The organism is Pseudochrobactrum saccharolyticum (assembly GCF_008801715.1).
Classification (GTDB): domain Bacteria; phylum Pseudomonadota; class Alphaproteobacteria; order Rhizobiales; family Rhizobiaceae; genus Pseudochrobactrum; species Pseudochrobactrum saccharolyticum.
This window is the reverse complement of sequence record NZ_VZPG01000005.1, coordinates 271,089-286,057: the sequence shown is the minus strand read 5'-3', so window position 1 is coordinate 286,057 and position 14,969 is coordinate 271,089. Positions and strand designations below refer to the sequence as shown.

The window sequence follows — 14,969 nt, the reverse complement described above, 5'->3', positions numbered from 1 at the left end:
AATTCTGCGGTGTCGCAAAGTGTATCCCCTTTAGCCCCGTTTAAACATAAAGCTTTTCGCTCTTTATGGACTGCAACGCTTGCTTCCAATCTTGGCGGGCTGATCCAGACAGTCGGTGCAGGCTGGATGATGACGACCATCGCGCAATCCTCCAATATGGTGGCGCTGGTACAGGCCTCCACCACTTTGCCGGTGATGTTTTTCTCGCTGTTTGCCGGTGCGCTGGCCGATAATTTTGACCGCCGCCGTATCATGCTGATTGCCCAGTTTATGATGTTGCTGGTGTCGCTGATGCTGGCGATTTTCGGCTATATGGGCTGGCTTACGCCATGGCTCTTACTGAGTTTTACATTCCTGATCGGCTGCGGCGGCGCCTTGCATAATCCGTCATGGCAGGCCTCGATGGGCGATATCGTGCCACGCTCTGATCTGCCGGGAGCGGTGGCACTCAACAGCATGAGCTTTAATGCCATGCGTAGTATCGGCCCTGCGATCGGTGGTTTTATCGTGGCCGTTGCCGGTGCTGCTTTTGCCTTTATCATCAATGCTGTCAGCTATATTCCATTGATTGTTGCGCTGCTGCGCTGGAAGCCGCAGGTGACACAATCCACGCTGCCGCGTGAGACCTTTGGTCGTGCCGTTTCCGCCGGTCTTCGTTATGTTTCCATGTCGCCGAACCTGATCAAGGTGATGTTTCGCGGCTTTCTTTTCGGCTTGTCAGCCATTGTTGTGCTGGCTTTGCTGCCGCTGGTCGCCCGTGATCTGGTGCAGGGAACGGCGCTGACCTATGGTATTATGCTCGGCGCATTCGGCCTTGGTGCGATTGCCGGTGCATTCACCTCCGGTGAGTTGCGCGACAAATTCGCCAATGAAACCATTGTGCGCGGTGCATTCATAGCTTTTGGTATCAGCGTCTATCTGCTGTCTTACAGTCATTCGGTTATTTTAAGCTGCCTGTTATTGCTGCCTGCCGGTGCGTCATGGGTTCTGGCTTTGTCGCTGTTCAATGTGACAGTGCAATTGTCTACGCCACGCTGGGTGGTGGGACGAGCTCTGGCGCTTTATCAAACTGCTACTTTTGGCGGCATGGCCGCTGGTAGCTGGCTCTGGGGTTCAGTGGCTGATGGTTACGGCCCTGAAACGGCTTTAAGCGTTGCAGCCTTCACGCTGGTTGGCGGAGCGCTGGTCGGACTGGTGTTCAAATTGCCGGAATTCGACAAGCTCAATCTTGATCCACTCAATTCTTTTTCCGAGCCGCAATTGCGTCTGGATATCCGCCCGCGCAGTGGTCCGATTATGGTGATGGTGGATTATCATATCGAACATCATAATGTTCATGCCTTTCTGGAGGCGATGGCCGCGCGTCGCCGTATCCGCATTCGTGACGGTGCACAGCAATGGGCATTGCTACGTGATCTGGAAAATCCGGATATCTGGACAGAGACTTATCATGTGCCGACATGGGTAGAATATGTCCGCCATAATCAACGCCGTACCTATGCGGATGCTGCGGTATCTGAGAAATTACTGTCGCTGCATAAAGGGCCGGAAAAACCGCGCGTTCATCGTATGATCGAACGCCAGACTGTGCCTTTGCATGATGATATGCCGCTGAAACCGCATGTTGAAATCACCTGATTGGGACGCCAGTCGAAAATTTAAAAACGCCGGTCTGATCGTCAGACCGGCGTTTTTTATTGTCACCACTGTGTTGGCCGGAATGAAATATTTTATGGCACCATGACAGAATGACGCCAGCATGATAAAACTATACTAATTATCTCATATTTTAACGCCGATAACAGGCGTATAGTTTATGAGGCAGACTATGCAGATTGATATTCAGGACTTTCCGCTGGTACGGATGGATTATTCCGGTGCTGGTCATCAGAGTATTGAAGAGACATTGCAGATTTTTGAGCAATGCCTGCAACGCAAACAAGGTTTTGTCTTTCTTGGCTGGGCTGCGGATTTTGACAAGGATCCGAACGAGAATGTGGCAGACCGGCGCGCCGTTTCTCTATGGATGAAACAGCATAAAGCCGAATTACGCGACTATGTGAAGGCGATGTATTATGTCGAACCAAGTGCAGTGAAGCGCTTAGCGGCGAAAGCTTTTGCAGTCATTTACGGCAAGTTCTGGGGGCATCCGATGATTGTCACGGAGAGCCGCGATGAGGCTGTAAGACAGGACTATGAACTTTTAGGATTATCATCAGAGTAACGGTGATTTTATGTTTTTCACGACAGATTTTCCTGATTATGCTTTGCCGGATCAGATCAACCGTCCCGTGGTGGTCATGGGCTTATCGATGGTTGTTGATGGCTGGGAGTTTCCGCGCCATTCCCATCGCAAAGCGCAGCTTTTATTCAGCGCCAGTGGTGTGGTGACAGTTGAAACGGATAGCGGCGTCTGGGTTGTGCCGCCGCAATGCGCTGTATGGATACCGGGCGGGCTATTTCATAAAGCCAGAAGCTCCGGCGAGGCACGCGGTTTCGGTCTGTTTGTTGCACCGGACGTCGTTGACGGTTTGCCGGAGACATGTTGCAGTGTTTCCGTCTCGCCTTTGCTGCAAAGCCTGCTGGAAAAAGCTGCGGGTTTTGATCCCTGCTATGATGAAGATGGTGCAGAGGGCAGGCTCATCACTGTGTTGCTGGATGAATTGGTGGCTGCGCCATTGGAGCAATTACATCTGCCGATACCGGCAGACAGCCGTTTGCGCAAGCTGACCGATATTTTGCTGGATGATCCGGCAAGCCACGCGACCTTGGAAGAATGGGCACATCGTATCGGCATGAGTGAACGTAGTCTGAGCCGGTTGTTCAGTCATGAAACGGGCATGAGTGTCGGGCGCTGGCGGCGGCAATTGCATGTGATAACCGGTGTGCAATTATTGACACAGGGGCGGTCTATTCAATCCGTTGCATTTGATCTGGGTTATGAAAGCGCAGGCGCATTTGTGACAATGTTTCGTAAAGCTGTCGGCACACCGCCGGGGCGCTTTCTGGCCGAGCGACGCTCATCATGGAACCTGTTTCGCGGCGCAGCTATACATTAATTACGTCCAGAAATAGCGGATCAGGTGGAAGAACACCGGCGCGGCGAAAACCAGACTATCGGCGCGATCCATCATGCCGCCATGGCCTTCAATCATATGTCCCCAGTCTTTTACGCCGCGGTCACGTTTAATCGCTGAAGCGACAAGGCCGCCGAAGAAACCCATGATACAGGCAATGGCTGCAAGGCCGCCTGCCTGTAGCGGGGAAAAAGGTGTGAGCCATGACAGCGCTGCACCAAGCAAAGATGCGCTGGCCACGCCGCCGATCAGGCCTTCCCATGTTTTGGACGGGGAGACTTTCGGCGAGATACGGTGTTTGCCGAATAATTTGCCGAAGATGAATTGCAACACGTCGCAGCCCTGCACCACGGCGATCAGAAAGGCAATCAGCAGCATTTGCCGGCCTTCAAAACCTTCAATATGCAATGTCGCGAGAGCAGGCACATGGCTGATGCAATAGACCGAGAGCATAATGCCCCATTGCTGCTCGGAAATACGCTCGAGAAACCGGCTGGTATTGCCCCAGAGTGCTGTCAGAACCGACATGGCCAGAAACACATAAACGGGAATGAAAATGGAATAGAGCCCGTACCATTCTACCCAGACCAGATAATATTGCACCGGAATGACAATGAGGAAGGCACCGAGCAGCAGCCAGTGATCGCTGCGATGCGTATGGGTGAGAGTTACATATTCCCGAAGCGCTGCGAAAGAGACCAGTCCGAACAGAATAACCACACCGGTTTTGCCAAACAGAAAAGCGATGCTGATCGCGGCAATCATAATCCACCACGCACGGATACGTGCATTGATATTGCTGAGCGCGGAAGGCAATGGCTTGGCACTGCGCCAGCTGATTAATGCGGCAGCAAGGCTTGCGACTGATAACAGCACAACCAGTCCGATCAGCAGAAGATTGGTTTCTTCAGTCACGATGTTCTCCGTCGGAATGGGGGCTGAGTGTCAGCAAGGCATGTTGTGCACGGTGCAGAAAGTTTTTGCGCTCTTCATCCGGTTGCAATTGCAGCGGCGCACCGAAAATTACGCGGCATAATAGCGGTACCGGCAGAAATGTGCCTTTCGGCAAAACGCGGGACATATTCTCAATCCAGCAGGGCACCAGTTCCACATCCGGCCGCGCTTTGGCCAGATGATAGAGACCGGCGCGAAAACGCAGCAGCGGATCGTCTGTCATATTGCGGGTGCCTTCAGGGAAAAAGATCAGCGACTGGCCGCTGTCAATCGCGCGCAGCATCACGAGTAACGGGTCTTCACTGCGCTCAATCCAGTTGCGCTCCACCAGCACTGTGCCGAGCAGCCGCGTGGCAATGAAGCGGCGCAGGCGGTTGCTGTTCCAGTAATCAGCACCGGCAACGGCACGGGTTCTTGCGCGTTCGCCTAAAGGTAACGATGAGGACAGCAGAATGAAGTCGCCATGGCTGGTGTGATTGGCGAAATAAATGCGCTGTTTGCGGGACGGGACTGTGCCGCTCCAGATCGGACGCACGCCGGTAATGGCGCGGGAGAAAAAAGCCAGAACCATGCCGGAGAAAATCTGTAATACTGAATGCGAGTCCGGATCGGCCATGAAGAACAGTCGTTTTTATTTTGCTTCACATTAAATTCAGCAAGTAACAGAATAAAAGCACTTTCCGCAATCATTTCTTATTTGTGTGAATTACGCTGTTTTATTGATGATCCGGATAAAGACGCACCGGCCTGCCGGTTTTGCGGATCAGCTCTTCAGCCTGCTGACTGTCCGCAGCATGCCCGCTTTCGACCAGCCAGCGGGCAATGAGATTGGCACTGCGCTGATAGCCTAAGGCACAACAGATCAGTGTCGGGCGCGGCGCATTATGCATTGCCGTGACTGCGGCCTGCATGGTTGCAGGCTCCGGCTTTGCGAGATCCATCAGCGGAAAAGCCTGCCAGCGGGTGTTGATATTGCGTGGTGCGATACACTCCGCAGTCATATCAATGATGCAGGCATAATTTTGTGCTTCTGATCGTTTCGGGAAACGACCGAGATAGAGACCTTCAGTAATTTTGACCGCTGCCGGTTCGCGCCATGTCCATGCGATACGGTTGAGCCTGAAAAAAATTCGCAAAGGTAAAAAGAGCCAAAAGGAATCGAGGCTGACAGAGCCGTCAGGACGCTTTTGAAAGATTTTTGCGCCGCTGCCGCTATAGCCAAAGCTCAGCATCAGCAAGGCCAATGCAGGCCAGAGCAGGAGCAGAATTGCCGGATGCCCGCCGGTGAATGTGAGTGCAAGTAGCGCAAGACCGGCAGCGCCATAAATACGCATGAATTTGCGGGATTTGGGATCACGGGTGAAACGGTAATTCTGCCAGGGTGCATCACCTTCACGGGGAAACAGCCACAGTGCAAACAGGCCGAGCAAAGCACCGGCCGGAACGTCAATAAAATGATGCTGCCACGTGGTGAGGACAGACAGGCCGATCAGCAGACACCAGCCATGCCAGATCATACGCCACGGTGCGGGTAGTCTGTCACGCAGATGATCCCAGATGATAATTGCCAGTGCGATATGTAGCGAAGGTGCCTGATTGAACGGCTGATCGAAATTGCCGAGCATGGTGAACAGCCAGTTGGAAAGGCCGGTTGTGATTGGTTTTTCCCATGTGATGGTCAGCGGAAAAGCGATGAAACAGACAAAGGCAATGCATTGCGCCGTGAGATAGCGGCCGATCAGCCGGTTTTGCTCTTGTTTGCTGGTGCTGACCAAAACCGCGACAGCGTAGAACAGGTTGAGCGACCAATAGGGGATGATCGTCCAGCCCCAGAACGGGATTTGCTGTTCCCAGTCAAAGACAATCTCCGGCACTGCAACACTCTGCGATGCTAGCCAGTTCGCCAGCCCGTAAGTGGCATAAAATAGTGGGGCAAGCAGGAGCAAACACAGCACGCCCCGCTTTATCAATGCCGGATCTGTTTTATGCACTTCGGATTTAAGCTGCATTATTGCTCAATACGTTGCGCCAGTGACACGGTGAAAATGCCCCATTGGTCGATGCGCTGTTCAATCTTGCGGAAACCTGCGGCTTCCACCAGCTGATCCATTTCATTCTGCGTGCGGCGGCGCATCACCCATGCCTGTCCACCACGATGGGAGGTGAGCGCACGGGCAATCATTTCCAGCTGCGGATGCCAAGGCTGATTGGTGTAGATCAGATAACCACCACTCTGAACTGCTTGTGCCAGCCCTTCCAGTGATTGCGCGATCTGGTCATTATCAGCGAAGAGTTCATAAAGACCGGAAACAATAGCGAGATTTGGCGCTGTCTCCGCGTCTGTGCCAAGAGCAGCGAGCACTTTCGTATCAAAAGCATCACCTTCATGGAACTCGGCTTTGCCTGAGAGATTGCGCTCCGCAATCAGTTGACGACCGGCCAGCACATTGATCGGTGAGTAATCCTGCAAGCGCACCGAGGCGATTTCATCATCCTTGGTGGTGAGTGCATCCAGCACATAGCGTCCGTGACCGGCGGCGATATCGAGAATACGCGCCGGTTTCCCGTCATCCTGCAAACGGGTGACAGCCTGCCGGATCAGTTCTTCCAGATGGGTTTTACGCTGGCGGATACCGCGCCAGCCAATGGCGTTGAGGAAGGTTTTATCGGTATAGCGGCCACCCCAGCCTAAACCCTTCACCTCATTGCGATAAACATAATCGAGCGTGGAACCGGAATCGAAACCGGTGCGGATACCGGTTTTCAGCCCTTCCGAGAACAATCCGCCGATACGGATAGAAGCACGGGTCATGCCCCAATAAACCCCGCGTGGGCTGGTAATGGACAGAGGGGTAGCCAGACGGTCAGCTTCATCACGGGTAAAGCCCTGAATATGCGCATCAAGTAGTGAGCTTTGTTGCGGAGCCTTGGCAAACTGCTGCTCAATGAAAGGCCGGATTTTGGCAAAAGCCAGTGCGCGGTCACGCTCGCCCAGCGTGTCGTGATAGAAACCTTTCAGCACATGGCGCTCTTTAATTGGACCCGCGAGATTTTCGTAGAAACGATGTTGCGGCGTATCGCGAACCACCCAGTCACGACCGGAAATCAGTACCTGTGTCGGTGTGGTAATCGCACGGGCATCGCGGACTATGCGCTCTGCATTCTCATAGAGTTCTAGCAGAATATTGGAGGCAATCGGGCGGGTAATCAGCGGGTCATTTTCAAAGGATGCAATGCGCTCTTTATCATGAGTGAGAAAGCGGGCTTTGACATAGGAATTGACGAAGAATGTGCCTTTGAGCTTCTGCCAGAGCCAGATGCCTTCTTTGGCCAGCGGCACATAAAGTTTAACGTCAAAAGCCGGTGCAGCCAGCACCATGGCGCGGATCGGCGGTGCATAATCATGCACCCATGTAGCACCGATAACCGCGCCGACACTTTGTGCAATCAGCGCCATATCCTGTAAGGCGAAACCGTCTGTCTCGGTGATATGGCGGGCAAAGCAGTCAAGGTCGCGCACCGTGGTTGCAAAGGAAGGCGAATAGCCGCGCTGCCCTTGGGTAAGGCCGTGACCGCGGGCATCCCATGCATAAAAGCTATAATTATCCAGTCCGAGTTCTTCGACAATATGCGCGACACGGCCGCTATGTTCATGCCCGCGATGCAGCAGAATGATGGCGCCTTCCGGCTTTTCACTTAAAGCAGGCCAGTAGCGGAAAAAGATTTCCTGCCGGTCATGGCTGATAAAATGCCGCTCAGTGCAATCGCGTTTTACCGAAGTCATAGGCCTGTCTTTCATATGGCGATACATAAATATAGATGTTGTTTTGCTATTTATTGTAAGTCTTTTAGACTAAACGATGTTTAATAAAAGTGATTTTGCAAAGAGTTATACCGTGTCTGTTTATCAGCTTAAGAGCCGTTTTCAGGATTTATTACGTCCGCTGGTCAGCCGATTGGCACAATGGGGTGTGACCGCCAATCAGGTGACTGTTGCGGCGATGCTGATCTCTGTGGCAGTCGGTTCATGGTTGGTGATTGCTGAAAACAAAATATGGTTCTGGCTCATCCCCGTGTGGCTGTTCATCCGTATGGCGATGAATGCGATCGACGGGATGCTGGCGCGCGAATTTAACCAGCAAAGTGCTTTGGGAGCTTATCTCAACGAGTTGGGTGATCTTGTCTCGGATATTGCGCTGTTTACGCCGTTTTTGTGGATCGCACCGTTTCAGCCGCATTGGATGGGGCTGATTATTGTGCTGGCTTTGCTCACCGAATTTGCCGGATTGCTGGGCTTGCGTATCGGTGCATCACGACGCTATGACGGGCCGATGGGCAAGAGTGACCGCGCCTTGTTGTTCGGTATCCTCGGTGGCTGGCTGGCCGTTGACGGTTTTCTGCCGCAATGGATGGTCTGGTTGCAGCCGCTGCTGATCGCCCTGTTAATGTGGACGATTTTCAACCGTATTCGCAGAGGCTTAGCAGAGGCAGCAAAGGGCTGAGATTGCTCAGCTCTGTTTTTCACGCCAGTCACGCAGTCGGTTAATGGCAGTCTCCAGCGTGTCGAGTTTTTTGGCAAAGCAAAAACGCACATGGCTGGTGATATTGCGCTCTGAATAGAAAGAAGACACCGGTACCGGTGTGACACCGGCTTCACGGGTGAGGCGCTGGCTGAAGGCCAGATCATCACCATCCTTATCGAGATCGCTGATATCGGCAACCGCGAAATAAGTGGCAGGCGCAGAGGCGATATTAAAACCTGCCTCGCGCAAACCGGCATCGAGATAATCACGACGCTTGGCCAGTTCTTCCCGCAGACCGGTGAAATAACTGTCCGGCAGATTGAGGCCGACCGCTACAGCTGCTTGCAGAGCAGGTGGTGTGGTGAAGGTCATATATTGATGGACGCGGGAGATCACTTTCAGCAATTGCGCATCAGCGATGATATAGCCAACCTTCCAGCCGGTGAGCGAAAAGCTTTTGCCTGCCGAACCGATCCGTACCACACGGTCGCGGATTTCCGGCAGTGAAAACAGCGAGATATGTTTATTGTCATCAAAGGTCAGATGTTCATAAACTTCATCGGCAATGATGAAGAGATTATGTTTCACGGCCAGTTCCGCGATGAAATTCAGTTCCTCGCGGGTAAAAACCTTGCCGATCGGGTTCATCGGATTATTCACAACGATCATGCGCGTGCGCGGGGTAATCGCATCGCTCAGGGCTTGCAAAGGTAATTCCCAATGGGGCGGCGCAAGACGCACCGGCACAACCATACCACCGGCACGGCGGATCACCGGACTATAGGAATCATAGGCCGGTTCCAGCACAATCACTTCATCGCCGGAATTCATCAGCGCGAAGAAACTATCGGCCAGCGCTTCCGTCGCACCGGAAGTTACCAAAATTTCTGTTTCCCAATCGGGATCAATATTGAAAAACCGGCGGGCATTGTCAGCCACAGCTTTGCGCAGGGCAGGAAGACCAAGCATTGGCGGATATTGATGGGAACCGTTGTGCAGAGCATCTGTTGCAGCGGCAATCAGTTCCTGCGGCTCAAGCCCTTCCGGAAAACCCTGTCCGAGATTAATGGCACCGGTTTCTGCGGCCAGTCTCGACATGATTTCAAAAACAGATATGCCGGATGCTGCGAAAACCGGATTGACCATGATAATCCTCTTTGGTTCGAATTTGCCGTACTATAGAGTTCTGTTTTTAAACAGGAAAGCAGGCAAGTGCAGGAAAAACGACGCTGTTTGGTATTGCTTGCTCGGCGATGTCGTTTCTTGAGAATATTATCCTGATACTGCAATGTTCATGTGCATAGATTACGCTGTCGCAGTGTTGCAACGCGTTCTTCAACGGCACTGACGATTGATTGCACAAATTCTGCGCCAAGTGCACCGCGGCGGATATCTTCCGGCTGCCAGACATTCACATAATAAGGGATGGAATGGCGGATCGGGCGGATCAGCAGATTTTGCCCTTCAAAGGCCAGTGCGCTCAAAGGATTGATAACGGATATGCCAATACCTGCTGTTACCAGAGAACCGATAGAGGACGCGGTGGTTGCCTCAATCATAAGTTTACGGCTGATACCGGCATTGCTGAACCACTGATCGACCTGACGGCGATAATAATCCTCATCAGAGTAATAAATAAAGTTATGACCGGAGAATTGCTCAATATCGAGACTGTCATAATCCGCCAGCGGATGACCGGCAGGCATGATGCACAGAAGATCACCGGTATAAAGCTCGCGTGTTGCCGAGGCGCTGAGCGTAATATTACCTTCTACCATGCCGACATCAAAGAATTTGCTCAGCAGGTCGCGGGTGAGGGCGCTTTCTTCCAGCGAATGAATTTTCACAGATGCTTGCGGATGTTCGTTGAGAAACAGTTTGGTGGCCTGCGGAATAATCGCATGGGCATAGGCGGGCAGGCAGGCGACAGATACGCGTTGTAAATTATCGCCGCGAATAGCGCGTGCAGTACGGGCAATTTCTTCAATACTGACAAAGGAGCGCTGCACAATCACGTTGAGCGCGGCAGCTTGTTGTGTGGGTTTTAGCCGTCGGTTATCACGGTGAAATAGCGTAAAGCCGAGTGTTGCTTCCAGATCTTTCAGCTCGCGGCTGATGGTTGGCTGCGAGGAGCCGAGATGATCTGCCGTTTCAGTAACATTAAGGGTGTGCATCAGCGACTGAAAAATTTCCAGTTGGCGGTGTGTCAGACGCATAAAATCTCCCCTTTGGCAGCAAGACCTTTCCAGTATTAAGCATATCGAAAATGAATAATAAAGAGATTATTATGAATTTGACCGCAGATGGATGTCTGATAGCTTGATGGTAGTAATGATGAAGCGGTGTGTCTTGTGAGACTCTCCGCTTCGAGTGTTTGAGGGTAGAATGACCACTGAGTTCTCACGTCCGCATGTTGCGCATTTCGGCTATAAAAACGGGGCTTTAAGCGTTGAAAACGTTGCTGTCTCTGCAATTGCAGAAAAATACGGCACGCCGTTTTATGTCTATTCGGCTGCTGCTGTACGTGAACGTGTTGCCAGATTGCGCGCTGCGCTGAGCGGACTCAATGTGCAGATCTGCTATGCGGTGAAAGCCAATAACAACCTGTCGCTGTTGTCTTTGCTGGTTGGTGAAGGCTGCGGTATGGATATTGTTTCCGGCGGTGAGATGCACCGTGCATTGGCGGCCGGTTCGCCTGCGGATAAAATCGTATTCTCCGGCGTTGGCAAAACCGATGAAGAAATTGCAGCAGCACTCAATGCCGGTGTGCATCAGCTGAATATTGAATCCATCGAAGAGCTGGATGCGATTTCCCGCGTTGCCCGCCAGCTTGGCAAAGTGGCAACTGTGGTTCTGCGCATTAATCCTGATGTGGATGCACTGACCCATCCGAAAATCACCACCGGCACCAGCAAGAACAAATTCGGTATTGCCTATGCTGATGCTTTGAATACCTATGCGGCCGCCTCTGCCCGCGAAGAAATCAATGTGGTTGGTATTGCCGTTCACATCGGTTCGCAGATTACCGATGTCACGCCATATCGTCAGACTTTTGAACGCTTGGCACAGCTGACAGCCGCAATCCGCGCCAAAGGCCTAAATATTTCCCGTCTTGATCTCGGCGGTGGCCTCGGCGTTTCCTATGACGGTTCTGCCGGCATTGATGTCGATGCCTATGCACAGACAATCCGAGATACGCTTGGTGATATTGATTGCGAACTGACTATGGAGCCGGGTCGTTTCATCATTGCCGAAGCCGGTGCGCTGGTGACCAAAGTGCTTTATGGCAAAAATCAGGGCAATGCCAAATTCTCCATCGTTGATGCAGCGATGAATGATCTGATGCGTCCGGCACTTTACGATGCCGTGCATCCGGTCTGGCCGGTGCGTGAACCGGCAGCAGATGCGGAAACCCTGCCGGTCAATCTGGTTGGCCCTGTTTGCGAAAGCTCGGATACATTCGGCGAGTTTGATCGTTTGCCTGCGCTGGAGCGTGGCGATCTGGTGATGCTTGGTGTTGCCGGTGCCTATGGTGCAACAATGTCTTCAACCTATAATGCGCGTCCGCTTATTCAGGAAGTGCTGGTTGAGGGTGATACATTCAGACTGGTTCGCCGTCAGTGGACGGTAGAAGATGCACTTATGCTGGAACGCGATCTTTGATCGCGTAAGGAGACAAGAGGTACGGGATCTATAGGATCCGGTCAGTACAAGGGAACGGTTGGGAGGCCGTTTCCTGAGGCTGCTGCTAAAGTAGCCCGAAGAGGAGGGGAAATATGAGGCCATATTCCGAAGCGGCGCGGGGAGATGCCGCTGGGATTTTTTTCATCAAAACCCACGGGCTGGGGAATGATTTTGTGCTGGTTGACGGTCGGGAAAAGCCTTTCCGGCCGCAGGCAGCAATGATTGCCCAGATTTGTGATCGTCATCGCGGTGTTGGCGGTGACCAGTTGCTGGTGCTGGAAGCTCCACAAAGTGCCTGCGCTGATGTGCGGATGCGCATCTATAATGTGGATGGCATGGAGGCTCCGGCCTGTTTTAATGCCAGCCGTTGTGCCGCTTTTCTCTGGATGCAGGAAGCAGGCAAAAATTCCGTAATTTTAGAAACGCTCGGCGGGTTGCTCGAAGCCCGTATGGCAGAGGCTGAAAACGGGCAGCCACGTATCAGCCTGTATCTGGCGCCAGCTGTTACAGATTGGCAGGCTATTCCGCTGGCAGGGCCGCTTGCGAACCATGACGGACGTCTGAACCACGGTACGTTGTCCGAGCCTTTTGCCGTCAGTATGGGCAATCCGCATCTTGTTTATTTCGTGTCGGATTTTGATGCTGTAGATGTGCCGGTTGAGGCCGCTGTGGTGCAAAATAGCACTTATCTGCCGGAGCAGGCCAATATTGGTGTGGCTGAACTGCTGTCGTCTGAAGGTGACGAGGCGCGACTGAAATTAGTGGTTTATGAACGTCCCGGTATTCTCACGGAAGCTTGCGGCAGCGGTGCCTGTGCGGCGGCAGTTGCGGCGGTACGCAGCGGACGCACAAATCAGAAAAAATTCCGTGTTTTAATGCCGGGCGGGGCTTTACAGGTCGAGTTATGTGCTGATGATACAATTATCCTGACAGGGGATGTTGCTGTCGCATTTTATGGATTTCTGCCTGACGAAGCATAAACAGAATTCAATAAGGATAACGCATAATCGCCCGCTAGAGGCAGCGTTATAGAGGGGAAATAATGACTTTTATATCAGTTGAGCATGTCAGCAAGACCTATCCTGCGACCAGCAACGGCAAAGCTCACCGTGCATTAGGCGATGTCTCTTTTTCCGTAGAGAAGGGGGAGGTTCTGGTCATTATCGGTCCTTCCGGTTCCGGTAAAAGCACTTTGCTGCGCACACTCAATGCACTGGAAGCCATCGACAGCGGCACGATCACCGTCAATAATCTGGCAATTTCCGATCCTAAGACTGATCTCAATCATGCCCGTTCTGAAATCGGCATGGTGTTTCAGCATTTCAATCTGTTTCAGCATAAAACAGCGCTGGAAAATGTGGTTCTGCCACAGACTGTGGTGCTGAAACGCTCCAAGGCGGAGGCGCTGAAAATCGCACAGGATATGCTGGCGCGTGTGGGGATTGCGGAACGTGCAGGACATTATCCGAGCCAGCTTTCCGGTGGTCAGCAGCAGCGCGTGGCCATTGCCCGTGCTTTGGCGATGAACCCGAAAGTGATGCTGTTCGATGAGGCAACCTCGGCGCTCGATCCTGAAATGGTTGGCGGCATTCTCGATCTGATGAAAGAACTGGCAAAATCCGGCATGACCATGGTGGTTGTCACCCATGAAATGGGTTTTGCCCGTGAGGTGGCTGATCGTGTGATCTTCATGGATGAAGGGCAGATTGTTGAAACCGGAACGCCGGATGTGCTGTTTTCCAAGCCGGTTCATCAGCGCACACAGCATTTTCTCGAACAGGTGCTTTAAAGGGAGGGGGCAGACGTGGGAGACGTCTGTTGAAAGTTACGGAAATGAATGCCCGTAAATAAGGGTAAATCCATATAATAGTGAGGAGAACATTATGAAATTTCTGAAAAAAATCGCTCTGTCGATCGGAATGCTGGCGGGTGTGGCCGCTATGTCTGTCGGTGCTGCAAGCACCGCCAAAGCAGATATTATGGAAGAAATTCTGAAACGCGGTGAGCTGCGTGTTGCCGTGCAAACGCAGGGCGCGCCGGTCAGCTTCATCAATAAAGATGGCAAGCAAACCGGTCTGGCTGTAGAACTTGCCCGTATGATGGGTGAGGATCTCGGCGTTAAAGTCGTGTTTCAGGATTATGACTGGAAAGGTCTTATTCCGGCATTGCTGGCAGGCAAAGTGGATATGATTGCCGCCGACATGACACCAACCCCGCAGCGTGCGGCTCAGTTGCTGTTCTCCCGTCCGATGTTCTACGAAGAAACCGTTGCGGTGGTGAAAAATGATTCACCGCTGGCCAAATGGGAAGACCTTAATCAGGAAGGTCTGAATATCGGCTCGACACAGGCCAGTTCATACAGTGAAGCCATCAAAAAGTTCATGCCAAAGGCAACGCTTAAAGAGTTCACCGGTGGTACTGCTGCCGTGGCACAGGCATTGTCTGCCGGTCGTATTGATGCAACCGTTTCCGATCTTGGCAACGTCACCAATTTCGTCAATGAATTCGGTAATCTGAAAATTCTTGACGGCATTATCGTCAAAAACCCGCTGGCCTTTGCCGTGCGCCCTGATGAAGCGCATCTGAAGTTCTGGCTCGACAATTATGTTGAACTGATCACCTCCGACAAGCGTCTCGACCAGATGGTCAATTACTGGTGGAACACCACCGAGTGGGAAAAAGACCACAAGTAACAGAAGCCATCTCCTGCCTGCCATTCGGGCGGGCAGGA

At 52.4% G+C, this 14,969-nt stretch carries 14 protein-coding genes; 8 read left to right on the top strand and 6 right to left on the bottom strand.

Translation table 11 applies throughout. The features are described from left to right. The first annotated feature begins 9 nt into the window (after nt 1-9). The 3 genes from F7P81_RS15390 to F7P81_RS15380 all read left to right on the top strand — a co-directional run bounded on the left by F7P81_RS15390 (nt 10) and on the right by F7P81_RS15380 (nt 3,059). Nucleotides 10-1,638 carry an MFS transporter gene (locus F7P81_RS15390; RefSeq protein ID WP_151160187.1) on the top strand — a complete coding sequence of 543 codons (1,629 nt, stop codon included), beginning with the start codon at nt 10-12 and terminating at the stop codon, nt 1,636-1,638. Nucleotides 1,639-1,816: 178 nt separating this feature from the next. Continuing rightward, nucleotides 1,817-2,224: a hypothetical protein gene (locus F7P81_RS15385; RefSeq protein WP_246176148.1), complete on the top strand. Its 408-nt coding sequence runs from the start codon at nt 1,817-1,819 to the stop codon at nt 2,222-2,224. Between the two features lie 10 nt (nt 2,225-2,234). Beyond that, on the top strand, nt 2,235-3,059 hold the full coding sequence (locus tag F7P81_RS15380) for an AraC family transcriptional regulator (RefSeq protein WP_151160186.1): 825 nt from the start codon (nt 2,235-2,237) through the stop codon (nt 3,057-3,059). On the opposite strand, the gene F7P81_RS15375 is transcribed toward F7P81_RS15380, so the two are convergent. The 4 genes from F7P81_RS15375 to F7P81_RS15360 form a co-directional block, all read right to left on the bottom strand. Next, nucleotides 3,060-3,992 (bottom strand): phosphatidate cytidylyltransferase, encoded by a 933-nt coding sequence (locus F7P81_RS15375; protein ID WP_151160185.1) that lies wholly within the window; start codon nt 3,990-3,992, stop codon nt 3,060-3,062. After that, nucleotides 3,985-4,647 (bottom strand): lysophospholipid acyltransferase family protein, encoded by a 663-nt coding sequence (locus tag F7P81_RS15370; RefSeq protein WP_022710611.1) that lies wholly within the window; start codon nt 4,645-4,647, stop codon nt 3,985-3,987. The genes F7P81_RS15375 and F7P81_RS15370 overlap by 8 nt, the downstream gene beginning before the upstream one ends. A 100-nt stretch (nt 4,648-4,747) precedes the next feature. After that, nucleotides 4,748-6,040 carry a phosphatase PAP2/dual specificity phosphatase family protein gene (locus tag F7P81_RS15365; protein ID WP_151160184.1) on the bottom strand — a complete coding sequence of 431 codons (1,293 nt, stop codon included), beginning with the start codon at nt 6,038-6,040 and terminating at the stop codon, nt 4,748-4,750. Further along, nucleotides 6,040-7,815 (bottom strand): bifunctional alpha/beta hydrolase/class I SAM-dependent methyltransferase, encoded by a 1,776-nt coding sequence (locus F7P81_RS15360; protein ID WP_246176147.1) that lies wholly within the window; start codon nt 7,813-7,815, stop codon nt 6,040-6,042. Before F7P81_RS15360 ends, F7P81_RS15365 begins: the two co-directional genes overlap by 1 nt. A 112-nt stretch (nt 7,816-7,927) precedes the next feature. On the opposite strand from F7P81_RS15360, the gene F7P81_RS15355 reads away from it, so the two are divergent. Further along, complete coding sequence (locus tag F7P81_RS15355) at nt 7,928-8,533, top strand: CDP-alcohol phosphatidyltransferase family protein (protein WP_151160182.1); 606 nt, start codon at nt 7,928-7,930, stop codon at nt 8,531-8,533. Between the two features lie 6 nt (nt 8,534-8,539). Here the strand turns inward: F7P81_RS15355 and F7P81_RS15350 are convergent, their stop codons facing one another. Together F7P81_RS15350 and F7P81_RS15345 are read right to left on the bottom strand one after the other, a co-directional pair. Then, on the bottom strand, nt 8,540-9,700 hold the full coding sequence (locus tag F7P81_RS15350) for an aminotransferase (protein WP_151160181.1): 1,161 nt from the start codon (nt 9,698-9,700) through the stop codon (nt 8,540-8,542). 146 nt (nt 9,701-9,846) lie between these two features. Beyond that, nucleotides 9,847-10,770 (bottom strand): LysR substrate-binding domain-containing protein, encoded by a 924-nt coding sequence (locus tag F7P81_RS15345; RefSeq protein ID WP_151160180.1) that lies wholly within the window; start codon nt 10,768-10,770, stop codon nt 9,847-9,849. Between the two features lie 169 nt (nt 10,771-10,939). Between F7P81_RS15345 and lysA the strand changes: the two genes are divergently transcribed. From lysA to F7P81_RS15325, 4 genes are all read left to right on the top strand, one after another. Beyond that, the gene (gene lysA, locus F7P81_RS15340) at nt 10,940-12,217 is read left to right on the top strand and encodes a diaminopimelate decarboxylase (RefSeq protein ID WP_151160179.1); all 1,278 of its coding nucleotides are present in this window, start codon (nt 10,940-10,942) and stop codon (nt 12,215-12,217) included. A 113-nt stretch (nt 12,218-12,330) separates the two neighbouring features. Continuing rightward, entirely contained in the window at nt 12,331-13,218 is an 888-nt protein-coding gene (gene dapF, locus F7P81_RS15335; RefSeq protein ID WP_151160178.1) for a diaminopimelate epimerase, read from the top strand. 62 nt (nt 13,219-13,280) lie between these two features. Continuing rightward, entirely contained in the window at nt 13,281-14,027 is a 747-nt protein-coding gene (locus F7P81_RS15330; RefSeq protein WP_022710604.1) for an amino acid ABC transporter ATP-binding protein, read from the top strand. A 94-nt stretch (nt 14,028-14,121) separates the two neighbouring features. Beyond that, nucleotides 14,122-14,931 carry an ABC transporter substrate-binding protein gene (locus F7P81_RS15325; RefSeq protein ID WP_151160177.1) on the top strand — a complete coding sequence of 270 codons (810 nt, stop codon included), beginning with the start codon at nt 14,122-14,124 and terminating at the stop codon, nt 14,929-14,931. Nucleotides 14,932-14,969: the final 38 nt, after the last annotated feature.

What these genes read in the sequence shown, in the direction of transcription:
- F7P81_RS15385 (WP_246176148.1), top strand. Translation starts at nt 1,817, where the DNA reads ATGAGGCAGACTATGCAGATTGATATTCAGGACTTTCCGCTGGTACGG.
- F7P81_RS15380 (WP_151160186.1), top strand. Translation starts at nt 2,235, where the DNA reads ATGTTTTTCACGACAGATTTTCCTGATTATGCTTTGCCGGATCAGATC.
- F7P81_RS15370 (WP_022710611.1), bottom strand. Translation starts at nt 4,647, where the DNA reads ATGGCCGATCCGGACTCGCATTCAGTATTACAGATTTTCTCCGGCATG.
- F7P81_RS15365 (WP_151160184.1), bottom strand. Translation starts at nt 6,040, where the DNA reads ATGCAGCTTAAATCCGAAGTGCATAAAACAGATCCGGCATTGATAAAG.
- F7P81_RS15360 (WP_246176147.1), bottom strand. Translation starts at nt 7,815, where the DNA reads ATGACTTCGGTAAAACGCGATTGCACTGAGCGGCATTTTATCAGCCAT.
- F7P81_RS15350 (WP_151160181.1), bottom strand. Translation starts at nt 9,700, where the DNA reads ATGGTCAATCCGGTTTTCGCAGCATCCGGCATATCTGTTTTTGAAATC.
- F7P81_RS15345 (WP_151160180.1), bottom strand. Translation starts at nt 10,770, where the DNA reads ATGCGTCTGACACACCGCCAACTGGAAATTTTTCAGTCGCTGATGCAC.
- lysA (WP_151160179.1), top strand. Translation starts at nt 10,940, where the DNA reads ATGACCACTGAGTTCTCACGTCCGCATGTTGCGCATTTCGGCTATAAA.
- dapF (WP_151160178.1), top strand. Translation starts at nt 12,331, where the DNA reads ATGAGGCCATATTCCGAAGCGGCGCGGGGAGATGCCGCTGGGATTTTT.
- F7P81_RS15330 (WP_022710604.1), top strand. Translation starts at nt 13,281, where the DNA reads ATGACTTTTATATCAGTTGAGCATGTCAGCAAGACCTATCCTGCGACC.
- F7P81_RS15325 (WP_151160177.1), top strand. Translation starts at nt 14,122, where the DNA reads ATGAAATTTCTGAAAAAAATCGCTCTGTCGATCGGAATGCTGGCGGGT.